Source organism: Micromonospora sp. NPDC049359 (assembly GCF_044466585.1).
Classification (GTDB): domain Bacteria; phylum Actinomycetota; class Actinomycetes; order Mycobacteriales; family Micromonosporaceae; genus Micromonospora.
In genome coordinates, this window is the sequence record NZ_JBITMW010000016.1 from 1 (window position 1) to 17,921 (window position 17,921).

Sequence of the window (17,921 nt, forward strand, 5' to 3'; positions counted from 1 at the left end):
GCACTCGTGAGGGTGTGGGAGAGTAGGACACCGCCGGACAATCTTTCAGGAATGGCCACCCCTATCGGGGTGGCCATTCCTGCATTCCCCCCCAAAAAAACCCACCCCCGCGCCCCCCTGTCCCGCGCCCCCTTCCGGGAAGGGGGTCTGGAGAGGGCTGGCGGGAGGGTGCGGAGGGGTTAGGTTCGGGATTGCATTTCGTTGCGGAGGTCGCCCAGGAGGGCGCCCGCGTCGGTCACCGACCTGCCGGGGAACATCGCCATCACGACGCTGCCGTGGTCGGCCCAACCGCACACCGCGAAGTCGCCGCCCTCACCGCTCGTGCTGCCGCACTTCATCACTCCACCCAGCTTGCCCGCAGGCACCTTACGCAGCCCCGTCACCGCCCCGGTCTCGTCGGACATCAGGCCGAAGAGGCTGTCCAGGTCGCGTTCGGGTTGCCAGAGCAGCGTTGTGCCGCCGAAGACGAGGACCGCGCGCTTGTCGTCGGCGGGGTCGCGGTAGACGGTGCCGAAGCTCCGGTCCAGGTCGATGTCGGCGGCCAGGCCGCTGCGCAGGTAGTCGGCCGTGCTCTTGGCGCGTTCGCTGTCGTCCCGGGTCAAGCCCGCCGCCCGCTCGGGCGAGGTCAGCCGGGTGTCCTTCTGCTGCGCCACACGCCACCCACCGACCCCCAGCACACCAGCGCCCGCGAGACCGACGACCAGGGCGACCGTCCAGCCGATCTTGCGGCGGCGGGACCAGCCACCGGACCGCTCGTCGGGATCGCCGCCGGTGTCCCGAGTGCTCAGCTGGATCGGCTCCTCGGTCAGCTCGACCGGCTCGTGGCCGTGGTCGAGCGACCGGTCGGTGAGATGTGCGTCGGACATAGCCGACACCGTACGCGAACGAGAGGTGGCGCACGTCAGGTCCGCAGAAGCCCTTCGTAGACTTGTCGGGTGACCGAGAGACTGGATGCCCGACGCCCCGACGCCCCGACGCTTGCCGGCCAGTACCAGCCTGGCGAGGTAGAGCAGCGGCGGTACGAGCAGTGGGTAGCCGCTGGGCACTTCCGGGCCTCCGCCGACAGCGACAAGCCCCCCTTCACCATCGTCATCCCGCCGCCGAACGTCACCGGCTCGCTGCACATGGGCCACGCGTTCGAGCACACGCTCATGGACGCGCTGACCCGGCGCAAGCGGATGCAGGGCTTCGAGGCGCTGTGGCTGCCCGGCATGGACCACGCCGGCATCGCCACCCAGAACCTGGTCGAGCGTCAGCTCGCCGCCGAGGGCCTGTCGCGGCACGACCTCGGTCGGGAGAAGTTCGTCGAGCGGGTCTGGCAGTGGAAGGCCGAGTCCGGCGGCAAGATCCTCGGCCAGATGCGCCGCCTCGGCGACTCCGTCGACTGGGAGCGGGAGCGCTTCACCATGGACGCCGGCCTGAGCCGCGCGGTCCAGACGATCTTCAAGAAGCTCTTCGACGACGGCCTCATCTACCGGGCCAACCGGATCATCAACTGGTGTCCGCGCTGCCTGACCGCACTGTCGGACATCGAGGTCGAGCACACCGACGACGACGGTGAGCTGATCTCGATCCGCTACAGCGACGAGGTCGTGGTGGCCACCACGCGGGCCGAGACGATGCTCGGCGACACCGCCGTGGCGGTGCACCCCGACGACGAGCGCTACCAGCACCTGATCGGCACCGAGGTCGAGCTGCCGCTCACCGGCCGGCGGATCCCGATCGTCGCCGACGCGCACGTCGACCCGTCCTTCGGCACCGGCATGGTCAAGGTGACCCCCGCCCACGACCCGAACGACTTCGAGATCGGCCAGCGACACGACCTGCCCGCGCTGACCGTCATGGACGAGCGCGGCGTGATCACCGTGCCCGGCCCGTTCGAAGGGCTGGACCGGTTCGAGGCGCGGCCGGCGATCGTCGCGGCGCTGCGCGAGCAGGGCCGGATCGTCGCCGAGAAGCGCCCGTACGTGCACGCCGTCGGTCACTGTTCGCGTTGCAAGACGACGGTTGAGCCGCGGTTGTCGCTGCAGTGGTTCGTCAACACCGCCCCGCTCGCGCAGGCCGCCGGTGACGCGGTGCGCGACGGTCGGGTCCGTATCGAGCCGGCCGAGCTGGCGAAGCGCTACTTCGCCTGGGTCGACAACATGCACGACTGGTGCATCTCCCGCCAGCTCTGGTGGGGGCACCGCATCCCGGTCTGGTACGGCCCGGCCGGCGAGATCGTCTGCGTCGGCCCCGACGAGACGCCGCCGACCGGCGAGGGTTGGCACCAGGACGAGGACGTCCTCGACACCTGGTTCTCCAGCGGCCTGTGGCCGTTCTCCACCCTGGGCTGGCCGGAAGAGACCCCGGACCTGGCGAAGTTCTATCCGACCAGCGTGCTGGTCACCGGGTACGACATCCTGTTTTTCTGGGTCGCCCGGATGATGATGTTCGGCCTCTACGCGATGGACGGCCGGCCGCCCTTCGACGTGGTCGCGTTGCACGGCATGGTGCGCGACCAGTTCGGCAAGAAGATGTCGAAGTCGTTCGGCAACGTGGTCGACCCGCTGGACTGGATCGACAGGTACGGCGCCGACGCGACCCGGTTCACCCTGGCCCGGGGCGCGAACCCCGGCCAGGACGTGCCGGTCAGCGAGGAGTGGTGCCAGGGCTCGCGTAACTTCTGCAACAAGCTCTGGAACGCCACCCGGTTCGCGTTGATGAACGGCGCGCACACGACCGGCGACCTGCCGCCCGTCGAGCAGCTCTCCACCGTCGACCGGTGGGTCCTGTCCCGGCTGGCGCACGTCACCGCCGAGGTCGACGAGCAGTTCGAGGCGTACGAGTTCGCCAAGGTGTGTGACCTGCTCTACCACTTCGCCTGGGACGACGTCTGCGACTGGTACGTCGAGCTGAGCAAGCCGGTGCTCGCCGAGGGCGGTGAGCGGGCCGACGTGACCCGCCGGGTTCTCGGCCACGTCCTGGACCAGCTGCTGCGGCTGCTGCACCCGGTCATCCCGTTCGTCACCGAGGAGTTGTGGCTCGCGCTGACCGGCGGCGAGACGGTGCAGGCCGTCGCCTGGCCGGTGGCCGACCGGTCGCTCATCGACGACGCCGCCGAGGTCGAGCTGGCCGCCGTGCAGCGGGTCGTCACCGAGATCCGCCGGTTCCGTTCCGACCAGGGGCTACGCCCGACGCAGCGGGTCGCGGCCCGCCTGGACGGGCTGGCCGGGGCCGGCATCGCGGCCCACGAGCCGCTGATCCGGTCGCTGGTTCGGCTGGACCCCGCCGGTGACGACTTCCAGGCCAGCGCGACGTTGGCCATGCCCGGCGCGGTAGGTGTCGCGTTGGACACCCGGGGGTCGATCGACGTGGCCGCCGAGCGGGCCCGGCTGACCAAGGACCGCGCGGCCGCCCAGAAGGAGGTCGCGCAGGCCCGGGCGAAGCTCGACAACCCGGCCTTCATCGGCAAGGCCCCCGAGCCGGTCGTCGCGAAGATCCGCGACCGGCTCGCCACCGCCGAGGCCGACCTGGTCCGGATCGACGCCGCTCTGGAGACGCTTACCTCGTGACCGACCGTACCGATTTCGCCGCCGCCGAAGCTGAGCTGAACGCCCGCGGTTTCACCCGCATGGTGTTCGAGCTGGACCGCATCGAGTCGCTGCTCGACCTGCTCGGGAGTCCGCAGCGGGCGTACCCGTCGATCCACCTCACCGGCACCAACGGCAAGACGTCCACCGCACGGATGATCGACTCGCTGCTGCGGGCGTTCGGGCTGCACACCGGCCGGTACACGAGTCCGCACCTGGAGACCGTCCGGGAGCGGATCAGCCTGGACGGGGAACCGGTGAGCGAGGAGCGCTTCGCCGCGGTCTACCGGGAGATCAAGCCGCTGGCCGAGCTGGTCGACGCGCGCTCGGACGAGCCGCTGACGTACTTCGACATGACGACCGCGTTGGCGTTCGCCACGTTCGCCGACGCGCCCGTCGACATCGCCGTGGTCGAGGTGGGTCTCGGCGGCGCCGAGGACGCCACCAACGTCATCCAGGCCGGCGTCTGCGTGATCACGCCGATCGGCCTGGACCACACCGAGTGGCTCGGCGACACGCTCCAGGACATCGCGCTGGCCAAGGCCGGCATCATCCACCCGGGCGCCACCGTGATCTCGGCGGCGCAGGAGGAGGAGGCCGCGCGTCCCCTCCTCGAACGCTGCTCCGAGGTGGGCGCCACCATCGCCCGTGAGGGCGCCGAGTTCGGCGTGCTGAGCCGGGCGGTCGCCGTCGGCGGGCAGGTGCTCAAGCTGCAGGGCCTCGGTGGCGTCTACGACGACGTGTTCATCCCCCTGCACGGCGCGCACCAGGCGCAGAACGCGGCGGTGGCGCTCGCCGCCGTGGAGGCGTTCCTCGGTGCCGGGGCCCGCCGTCAGTTGGACGTCGAGGCCGTCCGGGAGGGGTTCGCGACGGCCAGCTCCCCGGGCCGGCTGGAGCGGGTCCGCAGCGCTCCGACCGTCCTGCTGGACGGCGCGCACAACCCGCACGGTATGGCCGCGACGGTGACCGCGCTGCAGGAGGAGTTCGCGTTCAGCAAGCTGGTGGCGCTGGTGGGCGTCCTCGCCGACAAGGACGCGAGCAGCCTGCTGGAGCTGCTGGAACCGGTGGCCGACGTCGTGGTGGTCACCCGCAACAGCTCGCCACGGGCGATGCCGACGAAGGAGCTCGCCGCGCTCGCCGTCGAGATCTTCGGCGAGGAGCGCGTCGAGGTGGCCGAGGAGGTGCCGGACGCGATCGAGCTGGCGGTCGCGCTGGCCGAGGAGGACGTACCCGGTGAGCTCAGCGGCGTCGGTGTCCTGGTGACGGGTTCGGTGGTCACGGTCGCCGACGCCCGCCGGCTGCTGAAGCGATGACCGGCCCCGAGCGCGACCCCCGCGCCACCGACGCGACCGACCTGGACCGCGACCCGCGCGCCACCGACCTGGACCGCGACCCGCGCGCCACCGACCTGGACCGCGACCCGCGCGCCACCGACCTGGACCGCGACCCGCGCGCCACCGACGGCGCGACCGGTCCGGACCGCGGTGGGAGCGCTCCGGACCAGGACACGGCCGCATCGACGGCGGGGGAGCCGGAGGCCGGGCAGGTACGGCGCTCCGGCCTGCGGAACCCGCAGGCGGCCGTACGGGGTCTCGGCGCGGGAACGCTCGGCCTGGAGGCGCTGGTGCTGCTGCTGGCCATTCAACCGATCCGGGTGGTCGGCGGTGACCTGGGCGGCGCGGCGATCGCCGTGGTGGTGGCCCTGGCGGTGGCCGCCATCCTGCTGGCCGGCATGATGCGGCGTCCCTGGGCCTGGCACGCCGGCACCGTGTTGCAGGGCCTGCTGATGCTGGCCGGGCTGCTGCACTGGTCGCTGCTCGTGCTGGGCATCATTTTCGCGCTGGTCTGGGCGTACGCGCTGCACGTCCGCCGGGTCATCCTCGGCTGACCCCCGAGGGTCGGGTCAGGCGTCGGCGCGTTCGCGCCACTGGGTCAGGGCGATGCCGTGGCCGTCCGGGTCCCGGAAGGCCGCCGCCCACACCTCGAGCCGGCTGCCCCGGTTGACCACGCGTGGGGCGTACGTGAAGCGGACGCCGGATCCGCGCAGCCGTCCGTACGCCGCCTCGATGTCGTCCACCTCGAGGTTGACGTGCACGAGCCGGCGACTGATGGGCGCCGCCCCGGTCACCTCGCGCAGCACCAGCCGGGTCGAGCCGAAGGCGAGCACCGCGTTGCCGGTGCCCTGGTCGACCTCGGAGAAGCCGAGCATGTCCCGGTAGAAACCGAGCGATCGGGCCAGGTCGGTGACCAGCAGGGTCAGTCCGACGCCGCTGATGGGACCGGCCGGGTCTGCCGCCGACGCTCCGTCGTACCCGAAGATCGCCTCGTCCAGGGCCTCGGCGGTGACGGTCTCGCGGGCCGCTCCCGCCGGGGTCGGGTCGTCCAGCGGCAGGTCCAGCGGGTCCAGCGGGTCGGTAGCGAGCGGGCCGGTCCGCTGCGTCGGCGGGGCGTCGGTCGGCCGGTCCGCGCTCGGTGCGGACCGGGCCTGCGCTTCCGCGTCCACGGGGTCGTCGTCGGACTCGGCGGCACGGACGTCGTCCGGGTCGTCCGGGTCGACGCCGGGCTGGTCGGAGTGCTCCTCGGCCGGGGGCCGGGGTGCGGGCGTGGCCCGGCGGGGCAGTCCCGCGCCGGGCTGTTGCTCGACGACGACGCCTTCGAGGACCACCGGGCCGCCCGGGGCCTGGCTCACCACCACCGGCTCGCGCTCGTCGGATACGACGGACCGGTCGTCGCGCAGGGGGTCGGGACCGCGCTGGTCGCGGAACGGGTCGCCGCCGCGCGGGTCGCGGAACGGATCGGGGCCGCGCGGGTCGCCGAACGGGTCGGGGCCGAACGGGTCGCCGCCGCGCGCGTCCCGGAAGTCGTCGTCGGGCGCGCGGTCCGCCCAGGGCGGGGCGTCCTGCTCGATCAGCACCTCGTCGCCGGGGTCGAGGTCGCCGAACTCGGGCGGCAGGTCCGCGACGGCCGCGGCGGTCTCGGCGTGGGTGGGCACCTCGTCCCAGAGGACCTTGACGTGCCGCTGGTCGTCGAGCGCGACCCGGATGGGCAGGGTCTGGCCCAACGACGGCCACTTGGAGACCGGCACCCGCGGCTCGATGATCTTCTTGGATCGGGGCGGCAGGCCGGGCGCGTCAATGACCAGTTGCAGCTCGCACCGGCCGAACGCGTACTGGGTGGGTGGTTCGGAGGCGCTGTGCACGTGCGCCACGCCGACCACCCAGGTGCGCCCGCCGCCCTTCACGGTGGCCAGCGCGATCGCCAGCACCAGCAGGGCGACGCCGAGCGCGACGATGGCCCAGCTGGTCATGCCCAGCCCGAAGAGGACGACGAAGGTGGCCACGGTGCCGAGCACCGTGCCGACCAGCTTGCGTACCGGCGCGATGGGCCGGTTCCCGCCATTCGCCACAGTGGACCTCCCGGGGGTCAGGGCCAGGCTAGGCCGGATCGGCCACCGGTGGAAAGACCGGCCGCCGCGCCGGCGCCGGGACCGGGTCGCTACGCTGACCGTACCGAGCCCAAGCGTTCTGCGCGTACAGGAGGAACCCAGCGTGTCCAACGACAGCCCGGAAGAGCGCAGCCTCGTGCTGATCAAGCCCGACGCGGTCCGCCGCGGCCTGGTCGGCGAGCTCCTCTCCCGCTTCGAGCGCAAAGGGCTGCGGATCGACGCGATGGTGCACCGGACCATGGACGCCGCGCTCGCGGACGCGCACTACGCCGAGCACGTCGACAAGGCGTTCTACCCGCCGCTGAAGGACTTCATGACCGGCGGTCCGCTGGTCGCCCTGGTCCTCTCCGGCGACCAGGTCATCGACGTGGTCCGTGGGCTGGTCGGCGCGACCGACGGCCGCAAGGCCGCCGCCGGCACCATCCGGGGCGACCTGTCGCTCTCCAACCGGGAGAACCTGGTGCACGCCTCCGACTCGCCGGACAGCGCCAAGCGCGAGATCGCGCTCTGGTTCCCCGAGCTGGGCTGACGACCTCACGATTTCAGGCGGCCGGGGGTAGCTTCTCCGGATTGCCCACCACGTAGATCCCGGTGATCCGACCGGCGGCGGCGGTGACGGTCATCGTGTAGCGGCCGCCGTCGCCGCGGGTGAGCAGGATGGCGGGTTCGCCGTTCAACTCGAGCCGCCGCGCCGTCCACTCGCGGCGTGGGCCGTAGATCCCGGCGTAGAACCGGGCGACCCGGTCCGCACCGCGCACCGGGTTGCGCGCGGAACGGACGCGACCGCCACCGTCGTTCCACGCCGTGACGTCCGCGGCCACCAGACGGGTGAGCGTCGCCAGGTCCCCGTTCCGGGCGGCGGCGAGGAACGCCTCCAGCAACCGCTCACGCTCGGACCGGCTGGCCGTGAAACGGCGGTCCTCCTGGCGTACGTGCGTGGTTGCCCGGTGGTACAGCTGACGGCAGTCCTGCGGGGTCCGGTCCAGGATCTCCGCGATCTCGGCGTACGGCAGGTCGAACGCGGTGCGCAGGACGTACACGGCACGCTCCGGCGGCGTGAGCCGTTCCAGCACGTGCAGCAGCGCGGTGGACAGCGAGTCCCGCAGCTCCGCGCGGTCCAGCGGGCCGAACGGCGAGGGCTCGGTCGGCACCGGCTCGGGCAGCCACGGTCCGACGTACGTCTCGCGGGCCGCCTGCCGGGACCGCAGCCGGTCCAACGCGAGCCGGGTCACCACCCGGGACAGGTAGCGGCGCGGCTCGGCCACCGTCGACCGGTCCACGCCCAGCCAGCGCAGGTACGCCTCCTGGAGCACGTCCTCCGCGTCGTGCCGGCTGCCGAGCAGCCGGTAGGCGAGCCCGAGCAGCATCGGCCGGTGCGCCTGGAGCGCACCGGCCGCCTCTGCCGCCTCGGTCGTCACACCTGCGCCGGGGGCTCCGTGTGCGTCGTCACGGCGATGCGATTCCACACGTTGATTGTGGCGATCGCGAGGACCAGATCGGCCAACTCCTTCTCCGACCAGATTTTCGCGGCGGCGTCCCACACCTCGTCCGACACCCCGTGCTCGCCGAGCCGGGTCACCGCGTCGGTGAGCGCCAGCGCGGTCTGCTCCCGCTCGTTGAAGAACGACAGCGCCTCCCGCCAGGCGGCCACCGCGAACAGCCGCCGGCTCGACTCGCCGGCGGCGAGGGCGTCGCGGCTGTGCATGTCCACGCAGTACGCGCAGCCGTTCAGTATCGACGCCCGCAGCTTGACCAGCTCCAGCACGGTGTGGTCGACGTTCGCCTGGACGTACTTCTCCAGACCTGACACGGCCTGGTATCCCTGCGGCGCGACCTCGAAAAGCTTCATCCGTTGCACGGCAACCTCCTTGATCGGTTCGACACCGCTACGACGGTCCGACCGGTCGCGCTGTGACAACCGGGGCTATGAGCCCGGTCACGTCGAGGGGGTCAGCCGCGGGTCGCGGGGACGGTGTCCGGGAGCACCTCGCGGGGGCGGGGGATCCGGACGACGCCGTCGACGTCACCGGACGGGCGGTCCTGGTCGCGGGGTACGGGTCGCGACACCCGGGCGGCCAGGTCGCGGCCCACCTTGATCATCGGTAGCTCCACCCAGCGGTAGAGCACGTCCGCGAGGACCAACGCCACCACCACGGCGGCCACGAAGATGGTGGTGTTGTGCCGACCCACCGCGGGCAGCAGCCCGACCGCCGCCCACGCCGCGATGGACTGGACCAGGTACATCGAGTACGACCGTTCGCCCACGAACACCAGCGGCCGCAGCCCCAGCACACGGGCCAGGACGCTGCGCGACAGCAGCGCCGGCAGCAGCAGCGCGGCCGCCGCCGCGTAGCAGCCGATCAGCGCCTCCTGGCCGAAGCGGGCCGGCCAGTACCGCACGGCCACCTGCACCGCGGCGAAGGCCACGATCACCACGCTGGCGGTGACCGGGTGGGTCAGCGGCCGGAACAGGGCGAAGCCGCGTGGGTGGTGCATGAGCACGGCCGTGAGGCAGCCGAGCAGGATCGCCACGTAGTGGATGGGCCAGCTCAGCCAGCCGATCTGCGGCGGGATCAGCGCGACGAGGAGCACGAGGAGCGCGAGGGTCACCGCGAGCCGGCGCCGGAAGGCGCCGGTCACCAGCACGAAGGCGATCGCCGGCCAGAGCAGGTAGAACTTCTGCTCGATCCCGATCGTCCAGGAGTGCAGGTAGGGGGTGTTCGCCGGCAGGAGTTCGTTGAGCAGCAGCAGGTAGTAGCGCATCGAGCGTTCGACCGCGTCGGCGGTGCCGTTGAGCCGGGCCAGCCCCCAGGTCAGGAACAGCACGAGCAGGTACATCGGCATGATCCGGAAGAACCGCCGCAGGTAGAAGGCGCGCAGCGAGACCCGACCGTAGCGGTGTTCCTCCCGCAACAGCAGCGTCGTGATCAGGAAGCCGGAGAGCACGAAGAAGAGGTGTACGCCGATCCAGCCGGTCAACCAGGCCCAGGACGGACCGCCGAAGTGGAAGGCGAAGACCATCACGGCCGCCACGGCCCGCAGGCCGTCGAGCGCGGGGAATCGACGCATGGCCTGAAATTCGTCATGGCTGAGCGGACGCACCGGCGAAGTCTGCGCGAGCCTCTCGCCGGGGTCAAGCCGCGCTGGCCGCCGTGTCGTGCCCTTCGGACAACAGGCGTTCGGTCGCCGGTCACCCGGACCGCCGGCCGCGGTCATCTGCGCCCGGTACACCCACGGGGTCAACCCATCACCGGGAGGAAGCATGACCGAGCTTGATCGACGTACCCTGCTGCGGGCTGGCCTGGTGGCCGGGGCCGGAGTCGCCGGCGGCGCCCTGTTGGGCGGCGCCGGCGCGAACGCCGCTCCGGCCTGGCGTCCGGCCGGACGCCCCGTGCTCACCCACGGGGTGCAGAGCGGCGACGTGACCGCGGATTCGGCGCTGGTCTGGACGCGGGCCGACCGCCCGGGCCGGATGCTTGTCGAACTGAGCCGCCGCCCCGACTTCCGTGGCGCGCGGCAGCTCCGTGGCCCGGTGCTGGGCCCGAACGCGGACTTCACCGGCAAGGTCCGGCTGCGGGGCCTGCCGGACGCCGAGCGGCTGCACTACCGGGTGCGGGTGGAGAGCCTGGACCGGCACGGGGTGGTCAGCGAGCCGTTGACCGGTTCGTTCACCACCGCGCCGGGGTGGCACCGCCGCCGGGACGTGCGGTTCGTCTGGACCGGGGACATCGTCGGGCAGGGCTGGGGGATCGATCCGAACTTCGGCGGGCTGTCGATCTTCCGGGCGATGCGCGCGGTCCGTCCGGACTTCTACCTGTGCAGCGGCGACACGGTCTACGCGGACGGCCCGCTCGTGGAGTCGGTGACGCTGCCCGACGGGCGGATCTGGCGCAACCTCATCACCCCGGAGAAGAGCAAGGTCGCCGAGACGCTTACCGAGTACCGGGGGCAGTTCGCCTACAACCTGCTCGACGAGCACCTGCGGGAGTTCGCGGCGGCGGTGCCGCAGATCAACCAGTGGGACGACCACGAGGTGCTCAACAACTGGTATCCCGGGGAGATCCTGGACGACCCGCGCTACACCGAGCAGCGGGTCGACGTGCTCGCAGCGCGGGCCAGCCAGGCGTTCCACGAGTGGCTGCCGGTGCCGGACAACGGGCCGCTGTACCGGCGGATCTCGTACGGGCCGCTGCTGGACGTCTTCGTGCTGGACATGCGGACGCACAAGGACCCCAACGACGGCAACACGTACGCCGACCCGAAGCGCGGTCTGCTCGGCCGCGAGCAGCGGGAGTGGCTGATCCGGGAGCTGAAGCGCTCCACGGCGACCTGGAAGGTGATCGCCAACGACCTGCCGATCGGGGTCGTGGTGCCAGACGGTCCGGGCGCGCAGGAGGGTGTCGCGCAGGGCGATCCGGGCGCGCCGGTCGGGCGTGAGCTGGAGTTCGCCGAGGTGCTGCGGGCGACCCACCGGGCCGGGGTGACCGGCATGGTCTTCCTCACCGCCGACGTGCACTACTCCGCCGCGCACCACTACGACCCGTCCCGTGCGGCGGTCGGTGACTTCACGCCGTTCTGGGAGTTCGTCTCCGGCCCGGCGCACGCCGGCGCGTTCGGCCCGAACGCCCTCGACGGCACGTTCGGACCGCAGGCGGTCTTCGTGCACGCCCCGCCGCGCGCGAACACCTCCCCGGCCGAGGGCTTCCAGCACTTCGGCGAGGTCCAGATCGACGGCGAATCCGGGGCCCTGACGGTGCACCTACGCGACCGCGACGGCGCCTCCCTCTGGACCACCACCCTCCCAACCCCCTGACCCCACCCACCCCCACCCCCGGGAGCCTCGCCCTGGTGATCAAGAGGTTCGCGTCAGGATCCGGCGCGAATTTGACGCAAACCTCTTGATCACCGGGGGTGGGCGGGGGTGGGGGTGGGGTGGGGTGGGGGTGGGGTGGGGTGGGGGTGGGGGTGGGGGTGGGGGATTAGTCGGGGGCGGGGGGCTGGGTGGGTCTTGTATCGTTGGAGGCCGTAAGGCGATGACCCGGCCATCACCGGTGAGCCTCCGGAAGAACAGCCGGGTGACCGGCCCAGTAGAACCGGACGGGTCCGGCCCGTCACAGCCGGCCAATGAGCGGGCGGTCGATCCTGACCGCCAAGCGGGGTGGTACCGCGGGCCACCCGGGGAGCGTCGTTGTCGGCGTACCCCGGACGGTTCGTCCTCGCAGACCCACGTTGAGTGAGCTGCGAGGAGAGCGACAGGCGATGGCCTATCCACTGCACGACCCCGCCGCCGGTGTCCCGGCGAGCCCGGACCTGCCCGCGGTCGAGCGCCGGGTGCTGGAGCACTGGACGGCCGACAAGACCTTCGAGGCCAGCATCGAGGCCCGCCCCGCCGGTACCGACGGCAAGAACGAATACGTCTTCTACGACGGTCCGCCGTTCGCCAACGGCCTGCCGCACTACGGCCACCTGTTCACCGGGTACGTCAAGGACGTGGTGCCGCGCTACCAGACCATGCGCGGCCGGCACGTGGAGCGGCGCTTCGGCTGGGACTGCCACGGCCTGCCCGCCGAGGTGGTGGCCGAGAAGCAGCTCGGCATCACCAGCAAGGCCGAGATCATCGACCTGGGCGTGGCCCGGTTCAACGAGGCCTGCCGTACGTCGGTGCTGGAGTTCACCCAGGACTGGGAGCGGTACATCAACCGGCAGGCCCGCTGGGTCGACTTCACCAACGACTACAAGACCCTCGACCTGGACTACATGGAAAGCGTCATGTGGGCCTTCAAGACCCTGCACGACAAGGGTCTGATCTACGAGGGTTTCCGGGTGCTGGCGTACTGCTGGCGCTGTGAGACGCCGCTGTCGAACACCGAGACCCGGATGGACGACGTCTACCGGGACCGGCACGACCCGACGCTGACCGTGTGGTTCGGGCTGACCGCCAACGACTCCGCCCCGGAGCTGCTGCGCGGGCCGGTCAAGCTGGGTGTCTGGACCACCACGCCGTGGACCCTGCCGTCGAACCTGGCACTCGCCGTCGGCCCGGACATCGAGTACGCCGTGCTCGAACGCGACGGGGAGCGGTTCGTCGTGGGGGCGGCGCGGCTCGGCGCGTACGCCAAGGAGCTGGACGGGTACGAGCAGGTCGGCACGGTGTACGGCCGGGACCTGGTCGGACGCCGTTACACACCGCTGTTCGACTTCCTCGTCGAGCAGGCGGGCGACAACGCGTACCAGGTGCTCGGGGCGGAGTTCGTCACCACCGAGGACGGCACCGGGATCGTGCACCTCGCCCCGGCGTTCGGCGAGGACGACCAGAACGTCTGCAACGCCGCCGGCATCCCCACCATCGTCACCGTGGACGACCACACGCGGTTCACCGCGCTGGTCCCGCCGTACCAGGGTGAGCAGGTCTTCGACGTCAACAAGCCGGTGATCCGGGAGCTGAAGGAGCGGGGGGTGGTGCTGCGGCAGGACACCTACACCCACTCGTACCCGCACTGCTGGCGGTGCGACACCCCGCTGGTCTACAAGGCGGTGTCGTCGTGGTTCGTGGCGGTGACCCAGTTCCGGGACCGGATGGTCGAGCTGAACCAGGAGATCAACTGGACGCCCGGCCACATCAAGGACGGCTCGTTCGGCAAGTGGCTGGCCAACGCCCGGGACTGGTCGATCAGCCGGAACCGGTTCTGGGGCTCGCCGATCCCGGCGTGGAAGTCCGACGACCCGAACTATCCGCGCCTGGACGTCTACGGATCGCTCGCCGACATCGAGCGGGACTTCGGCGTACGCCTGAGCGACCTGCACCGGCCGGCGGTGGACGACCTGGTCCGCCCCAACCCGGACGACCCGACCGGTCAGTCGATGATGCGCCGGGTGCCGGAGGTGCTGGACTGCTGGTTCGAGTCCGGGTCGATGCCGTTCGCCCAGGTGCACTACCCGTTCGAGAACGCGGACTGGTTCGAGCACCACTACCCGGGTGACTTCATCGTCGAGTACATCGGGCAGACCCGCGGCTGGTTCTACACCATGCACGTGCTGGCCACCGCGCTGTTCGACCGGCCGGCGTTCCGCAACTGCCTGAGCCACGGCATCCTGCTCGGCTCGGACGGGCGCAAGATGTCCAAGAGCCTGCGCAACTACCCGGACGTCTACCACGTCTTCGACTCGTACGGGTCGGACGCGATGCGCTGGATGCTGATGTCCTCGCCGGTGCTGCGCGGCGGGGACATGGCGGTCACCGAGACGCTGATCCGCGACGCGGTACGCCAGGTGCTGCTGCCGCTGTGGAACGTCTGGTACTTCTTCTCGCTCTACGCCAACGCGGACGGGTACCAGGCGCGGCGGCGCACCGACTCGACGCACCTGCTCGACCGGTACATCCTGGCCAAGACCAACGAGCTGGTGTCGACGGTCGGCGCGCAGATGGACGCGTACGACATCTCCGGCGCGTGCGCCACCGTCCGGTCCTACCTGGACGCGCTGACCAACTGGTACGTGCGCCGGTCCCGGGACCGGTTCTGGTCGGGTGACGCCAACGCCTTCGACACGCTGTCGACCGTGCTGGAGACGCTCTGCCGGGTGGTGGCGCCGCTCGCGCCGCTGACCGCGGAGGAGATCTGGCGTGGCCTGACGGGCGAGCGGTCGGTGCACCTGACCGACTGGCCGTCCGCCGAGGAGTTCCCGGCCGACCACGACCTGGTGGCGGCCATGGACAACGTGCGGGCGGTCGCCTCGGCGGCGCTGTCGCTGCGCAAGGCCAAGGGGCTGCGCGTACGGCTGCCGCTGTCGACGTTGACCGTGGCGTCCCCGGTGGCCGAGCAACTGCGCCCGTTCGCCGACCTGATCGCCGACGAGGTCAACGTGAAGGCGGTGGAGTTCAGCGCCGAGCTGTCCGCGTACTGCGAGCAGGTGTTGACCGTGGTGCCCCGGGCGCTCGGCCCGCGCGTCGGCAAGCAGGTCCAGCAGGTGATCAAGGCGGTCAAGGCGGGTGACTGGGAGCTGGTCGAGGGCGCGCCGGTGGCGGCCGGCATCACCCTGGCCGAGGGCGAGTACGAGCTGCGTCTCGTGGCCGCCGACGCCGAGCACTCCGCGCCGCTGCCCGGTGGCGAGGGCGTGGTGGTGCTCGACACCGAGGTCACCCCCGAGCTGGCCGCCGAGGGCCTGGCCCGCGACGTGGTGCGGGTGGTGCAGCAGGCCCGCCGCGACGCCGACCTGGACGTCTCGGACCGGATCGTGGTGGCGGTGTCGGCGTCCGACGAGGTGCGCGCCGCGGTCGGGGCGTACCTGGAGTTCGTGTCGGGTGAGGTGCTGGCCGACTCGGTCGACTTCGCCGAGGGCCTCGACGGTTTCGCCGGTGAGGTCGGCGAGGGCGAGCGGGTGACGGTCACTGTCCGTCGGGTGTAAGGAAGGGCCCCTTTCTAACGCCTGGTGTATAGGAAGGGCCCCTTCCTTACACCCAGCACTGTCGGGACGCGGACGCCTCCCACCTCCGTCGGTGGGGTGTGGGGGCGTCCGCTACCGTGACACCGCCTGCTCGCACCTCATCTGCCGGAGGACCAGTGCCCCTGCTCTACACCATCGGCAAGCTCACCGTGGCGCCCGCGCTGCGGTTGGCGTTCCGCCCGACCGTGGAGGGTCTGGAACACGTGCCGGAGACCGGCGGCGCGATCTTCGCCGGCAACCACCTCTCGGTGGCGGACGAGCTGTTCCTCGGCACGGTGGTGCCCCGGCACCTGGCGTTCTGGGCCAAGTCCGAGTACTTCACCGGCACCGGCGCGAAGGGCGCGTTCTCGAAGTTCGTCCTCACCGGTCTGGGCGCCATCCCGGTCGAACGGGCCGGTGGGCGCGCCGCGCTGTCCGCCTTCGACGCCGCCATCCCGGCGTTGCGGGGCGGTGACCTGGTGGTGGTCTACCCGGAGGGCACCCGTTCCCCGGACGGCAAGCTCTACCGGGGTCGGACCGGGGCGGCCCGGCTGGCGGTCGCCGCCGGTGTGCCGATCATCCCGGTGGGCACGGTCGGCACCGACAAGGCGCAGCCGATCGGGGCGCGGGTACCCCGCCCCGGCACTGCCAAGATCACCGTGAAGTTCGGCAAGCCGCTGGACTTCACCGGCCGCCCGGACGATCGCACCTCGCTGCGGCAGATGACCGACGAGGTGATGAGCGAGATCCAGAAGCTCACCGGCCAGGAGTACATCCCCCGGTACGCGCCGAAGCGCGCCGACACCGACCCGGCCAGCGAGGTCTGACCCCGCCCAGGCCGTCCGGATGCCCGCGAGCGGCGGCCCGGATGCGACTCAGCCCTGCTTGGGCTGGACGATCTGCGTGCGCAGGGTGTCGAGCAACGTCGCGCTGTCCGAGACGGAGAGCCGGGTGAACACCCCGGTGGCGATGCTGCCGTGGTCGACCGAGGTGCACACCACCACGTCGCCCCCGGCTGGTCGACCGATCGCGCAGCGCTCGTACCGACCCCGTACGCCGGTCCGCACCGTCTCGGGGGCCTCCAGCGCGTAGCGCTCACCGAGCCGCGTGATCTCCTCGTCCGCGTCCGCCTCGGGGGTCAGCCGGAAGCCGGTGCCGCCGAATACCGTCACCTGCTTGCCGTCCGCCGTCCGGTAGACGCCCGCGAAGGTGTCCTCGGCCAGCAGGTGCTCCTGGCGTACCTCTTTCTCCAACTGCTTGGCCGTCTCGGAGCTGCCGTCGTCCTGCCGCAGGCTCAGGTCGGCGACCTGCTCGGGCAGCGCGGCGCTGGCCGGGTACTGGGACGAGATCGGCAGGCCGTAGTAGGCGGGGCAGCCACAGCAGCAGGCCAGGCTGAGCAGCAGCAGCCACGGCCAGCGACGCCGGCGGCGCCGTGGTCGAGGGGGCGGGTACCCCTTGGCGGCCTCCCCGAGCGGCGGCGGCGCGGTCGGACCCCGCCCCCGGCGCTGCTTCGGCACCCGGGCCGGCGGCGCCGGGCGGACCGGCGCGGCGGGCCCGGCGGCGGTGGGTGGATGCGGCGGGGCAGGTCGGGCGTGCGGTGGCGGGTAGGCGACCGGCGGCAGGTAGGCCGGCGGTGGGTGGGCGGCGGGTTGGTGGTGGAGCGGCGGCGAGACGGGGTGCGTCCCGACCGGCGGCGGTGAGACGGGATGCGCGCCGACCGGCGGCCCGGACCACTGCCGGGTGGCCGGCGGGACCGGGTAGCCCAGCGTCGGCGGCAGCGGAGGCAGTTCGGCGGACGGCAGGTCCCAGCCGCCGGTGTCCACCCCGGCCCACGGGTCGACCGGGGTGCGGTGCTCGAGCGGCTGCTCCGGCAACGGCGGCGGCGGGGTCGGCTCGGCCGACTCCCCCCAGGCGCGCCGACGCGGCAGCGCAGGCGGAACCGGCGCGGATCCGCTCCACCGGGGCGCGGGCGGCGCGGCGGGGGAGTCGGGGCCCTCACCCACGCGCTCGCGGGCCGTGGGTTCGGGCCCGGCAGCCGGCCTGGCCTCGGCCGCGGGCTCCGGGGAAGTCGGGTGCGGCTCGGGCTTGTCGGCCGGCTCGGGCTCGGCCGCCGGCTCCTTCGCCGTCGGGTCCGGCCCGGCTGCCGGCTTCTGCGCCGTCGGGTCCGGCTCGGCCGCCGGCTGCTGTGCCGTCGGGTCCGGCTCGGCCGCCGGCTCGGACAGCGTCGGGTCCGGCTTCGCCGCGGGCTCGGGCGTCGCCGCCTCCGCCGGGGCGGCGGCGGTCGGTTCGACCGGGGGTTCCGGGCCGTCGGGGGCGGCCGGCTGATTCGGGGGTACGGGTGGGGAGGTCGACTCGTCGGCGACCGCCGGAGCGTCGTCCGGCCTCGGGCCAGGGGTGCGCCCGTCGGCCGGCCGTGCTCCCGGCTGGGGCTCCGGCATCGCGGCAATCTCCTCTCGCGCCGGTCCGAGGTTAGTACCGTGCCG

The 17,921-nt window shown here is 72.1% G+C and carries 13 protein-coding genes; 7 read left to right on the top strand and 6 right to left on the bottom strand.

What is annotated here, in order from left to right:
• Positions 1-179: 179 nt before the first annotated feature.
• Positions 180-866 carry a hypothetical protein gene (locus tag ACIBTX_RS29145; RefSeq protein ID WP_396833266.1) on the bottom strand — a complete coding sequence of 229 codons (687 nt, stop codon included), beginning with the start codon at positions 864-866 and terminating at the stop codon, positions 180-182.
• Positions 867-935: 69 nt separating this feature from the next.
• Here ACIBTX_RS29145 and ACIBTX_RS29150 point away from each other — a divergent pair, with 69 nt between their 5' ends.
• The 3 genes from ACIBTX_RS29150 (at position 936) to ACIBTX_RS29160 (ending at position 5,460) form a co-directional block, all read left to right on the top strand.
• Entirely contained in the window at positions 936-3,554 is a 2,619-nt protein-coding gene (locus ACIBTX_RS29150) for a valine--tRNA ligase (protein ID WP_357134469.1), read from the top strand.
• Positions 3,551-4,885, top strand: a complete 1,335-nt coding sequence (locus tag ACIBTX_RS29155; RefSeq protein ID WP_396833268.1) for a bifunctional folylpolyglutamate synthase/dihydrofolate synthase — start codon at positions 3,551-3,553, stop codon at positions 4,883-4,885. Before ACIBTX_RS29150 ends, ACIBTX_RS29155 begins: the two co-directional genes overlap by 4 nt.
• A gap of 122 nt (positions 4,886-5,007) precedes the next feature.
• Complete coding sequence (locus ACIBTX_RS29160) at positions 5,008-5,460, top strand: DUF4233 domain-containing protein (RefSeq protein ID WP_396833300.1); 453 nt, start codon at positions 5,008-5,010, stop codon at positions 5,458-5,460.
• A 15-nt stretch (positions 5,461-5,475) separates the two neighbouring features.
• On the opposite strand, the gene ACIBTX_RS29165 is transcribed toward ACIBTX_RS29160, so the two are convergent.
• The gene (locus ACIBTX_RS29165; protein WP_396833269.1) at positions 5,476-6,978 is read right to left on the bottom strand and encodes a VOC family protein; all 1,503 of its coding nucleotides are present in this window, start codon (positions 6,976-6,978) and stop codon (positions 5,476-5,478) included.
• Between the two features lie 142 nt (positions 6,979-7,120).
• Between ACIBTX_RS29165 and ndk the strand changes: the two genes are divergently transcribed.
• Positions 7,121-7,546 carry a nucleoside-diphosphate kinase gene (gene ndk, locus ACIBTX_RS29170; RefSeq protein WP_357134476.1) on the top strand — a complete coding sequence of 142 codons (426 nt, stop codon included), beginning with the start codon at positions 7,121-7,123 and terminating at the stop codon, positions 7,544-7,546.
• A gap of 13 nt (positions 7,547-7,559) precedes the next feature.
• Here the strand turns inward: ndk and sigJ are convergent, their stop codons facing one another.
• The 3 genes from sigJ to ACIBTX_RS29185 form a co-directional block, all read right to left on the bottom strand.
• Entirely contained in the window at positions 7,560-8,435 is an 876-nt protein-coding gene (gene sigJ / locus ACIBTX_RS29175; RefSeq protein WP_396833270.1) for an RNA polymerase sigma factor SigJ, read from the bottom strand.
• The gene (locus ACIBTX_RS29180; protein WP_396833271.1) at positions 8,432-8,866 is read right to left on the bottom strand and encodes a carboxymuconolactone decarboxylase family protein; all 435 of its coding nucleotides are present in this window, start codon (positions 8,864-8,866) and stop codon (positions 8,432-8,434) included. The genes sigJ and ACIBTX_RS29180 overlap by 4 nt, the downstream gene beginning before the upstream one ends.
• Before the next feature lie 101 nt (positions 8,867-8,967).
• A complete protein-coding gene (locus ACIBTX_RS29185) occupies positions 8,968-10,086 on the bottom strand; it encodes an acyltransferase (protein WP_357134480.1) in 1,119 nt (372 codons plus the stop codon).
• Positions 10,087-10,279: 193 nt separating this feature from the next.
• On the opposite strand from ACIBTX_RS29185, the gene ACIBTX_RS29190 reads away from it, so the two are divergent.
• The 3 genes from ACIBTX_RS29190 (at position 10,280) to ACIBTX_RS29200 (ending at position 16,265) form a co-directional block, all read left to right on the top strand.
• On the top strand, positions 10,280-11,830 hold the full coding sequence (locus ACIBTX_RS29190; protein WP_357134481.1) for an alkaline phosphatase D family protein: 1,551 nt from the start codon (positions 10,280-10,282) through the stop codon (positions 11,828-11,830).
• 446 nt (positions 11,831-12,276) lie between these two features.
• Complete coding sequence (gene ileS / locus ACIBTX_RS29195; RefSeq protein WP_396833272.1) at positions 12,277-15,420, top strand: isoleucine--tRNA ligase; 3,144 nt, start codon at positions 12,277-12,279, stop codon at positions 15,418-15,420.
• 155 nt (positions 15,421-15,575) lie between these two features.
• Positions 15,576-16,265: a lysophospholipid acyltransferase family protein gene (locus tag ACIBTX_RS29200; RefSeq protein ID WP_357134485.1), complete on the top strand. Its 690-nt coding sequence runs from the start codon at positions 15,576-15,578 to the stop codon at positions 16,263-16,265.
• A 48-nt stretch (positions 16,266-16,313) separates the two neighbouring features.
• Here the strand turns inward: ACIBTX_RS29200 and ACIBTX_RS29205 are convergent, their stop codons facing one another.
• Entirely contained in the window at positions 16,314-17,876 is a 1,563-nt protein-coding gene (locus ACIBTX_RS29205; RefSeq protein ID WP_396833273.1) for a hypothetical protein, read from the bottom strand.
• Between the last annotated feature and the right edge of the window lie 45 nt (positions 17,877-17,921).

Bases quoted from the DNA above. Each gene is read 5' to 3' on its own strand.
- ACIBTX_RS29145 (WP_396833266.1), bottom strand. From the start codon at position 866: ATGTCCGACGCACATCTCACCGACCGGTCGCTCGACCACGGCCACGAG.
- ACIBTX_RS29180 (WP_396833271.1), bottom strand. From the start codon at position 8,866: ATGAAGCTTTTCGAGGTCGCGCCGCAGGGATACCAGGCCGTGTCAGGT.
- ACIBTX_RS29185 (WP_357134480.1), bottom strand. From the start codon at position 10,086: ATGCGTCGATTCCCCGCGCTCGACGGCCTGCGGGCCGTGGCGGCCGTG.
- ACIBTX_RS29190 (WP_357134481.1), top strand. From the start codon at position 10,280: ATGACCGAGCTTGATCGACGTACCCTGCTGCGGGCTGGCCTGGTGGCC.
- ileS (WP_396833272.1), top strand. From the start codon at position 12,277: ATGGCCTATCCACTGCACGACCCCGCCGCCGGTGTCCCGGCGAGCCCG.
- ACIBTX_RS29205 (WP_396833273.1), bottom strand. From the start codon at position 17,876: ATGCCGGAGCCCCAGCCGGGAGCACGGCCGGCCGACGGGCGCACCCCT.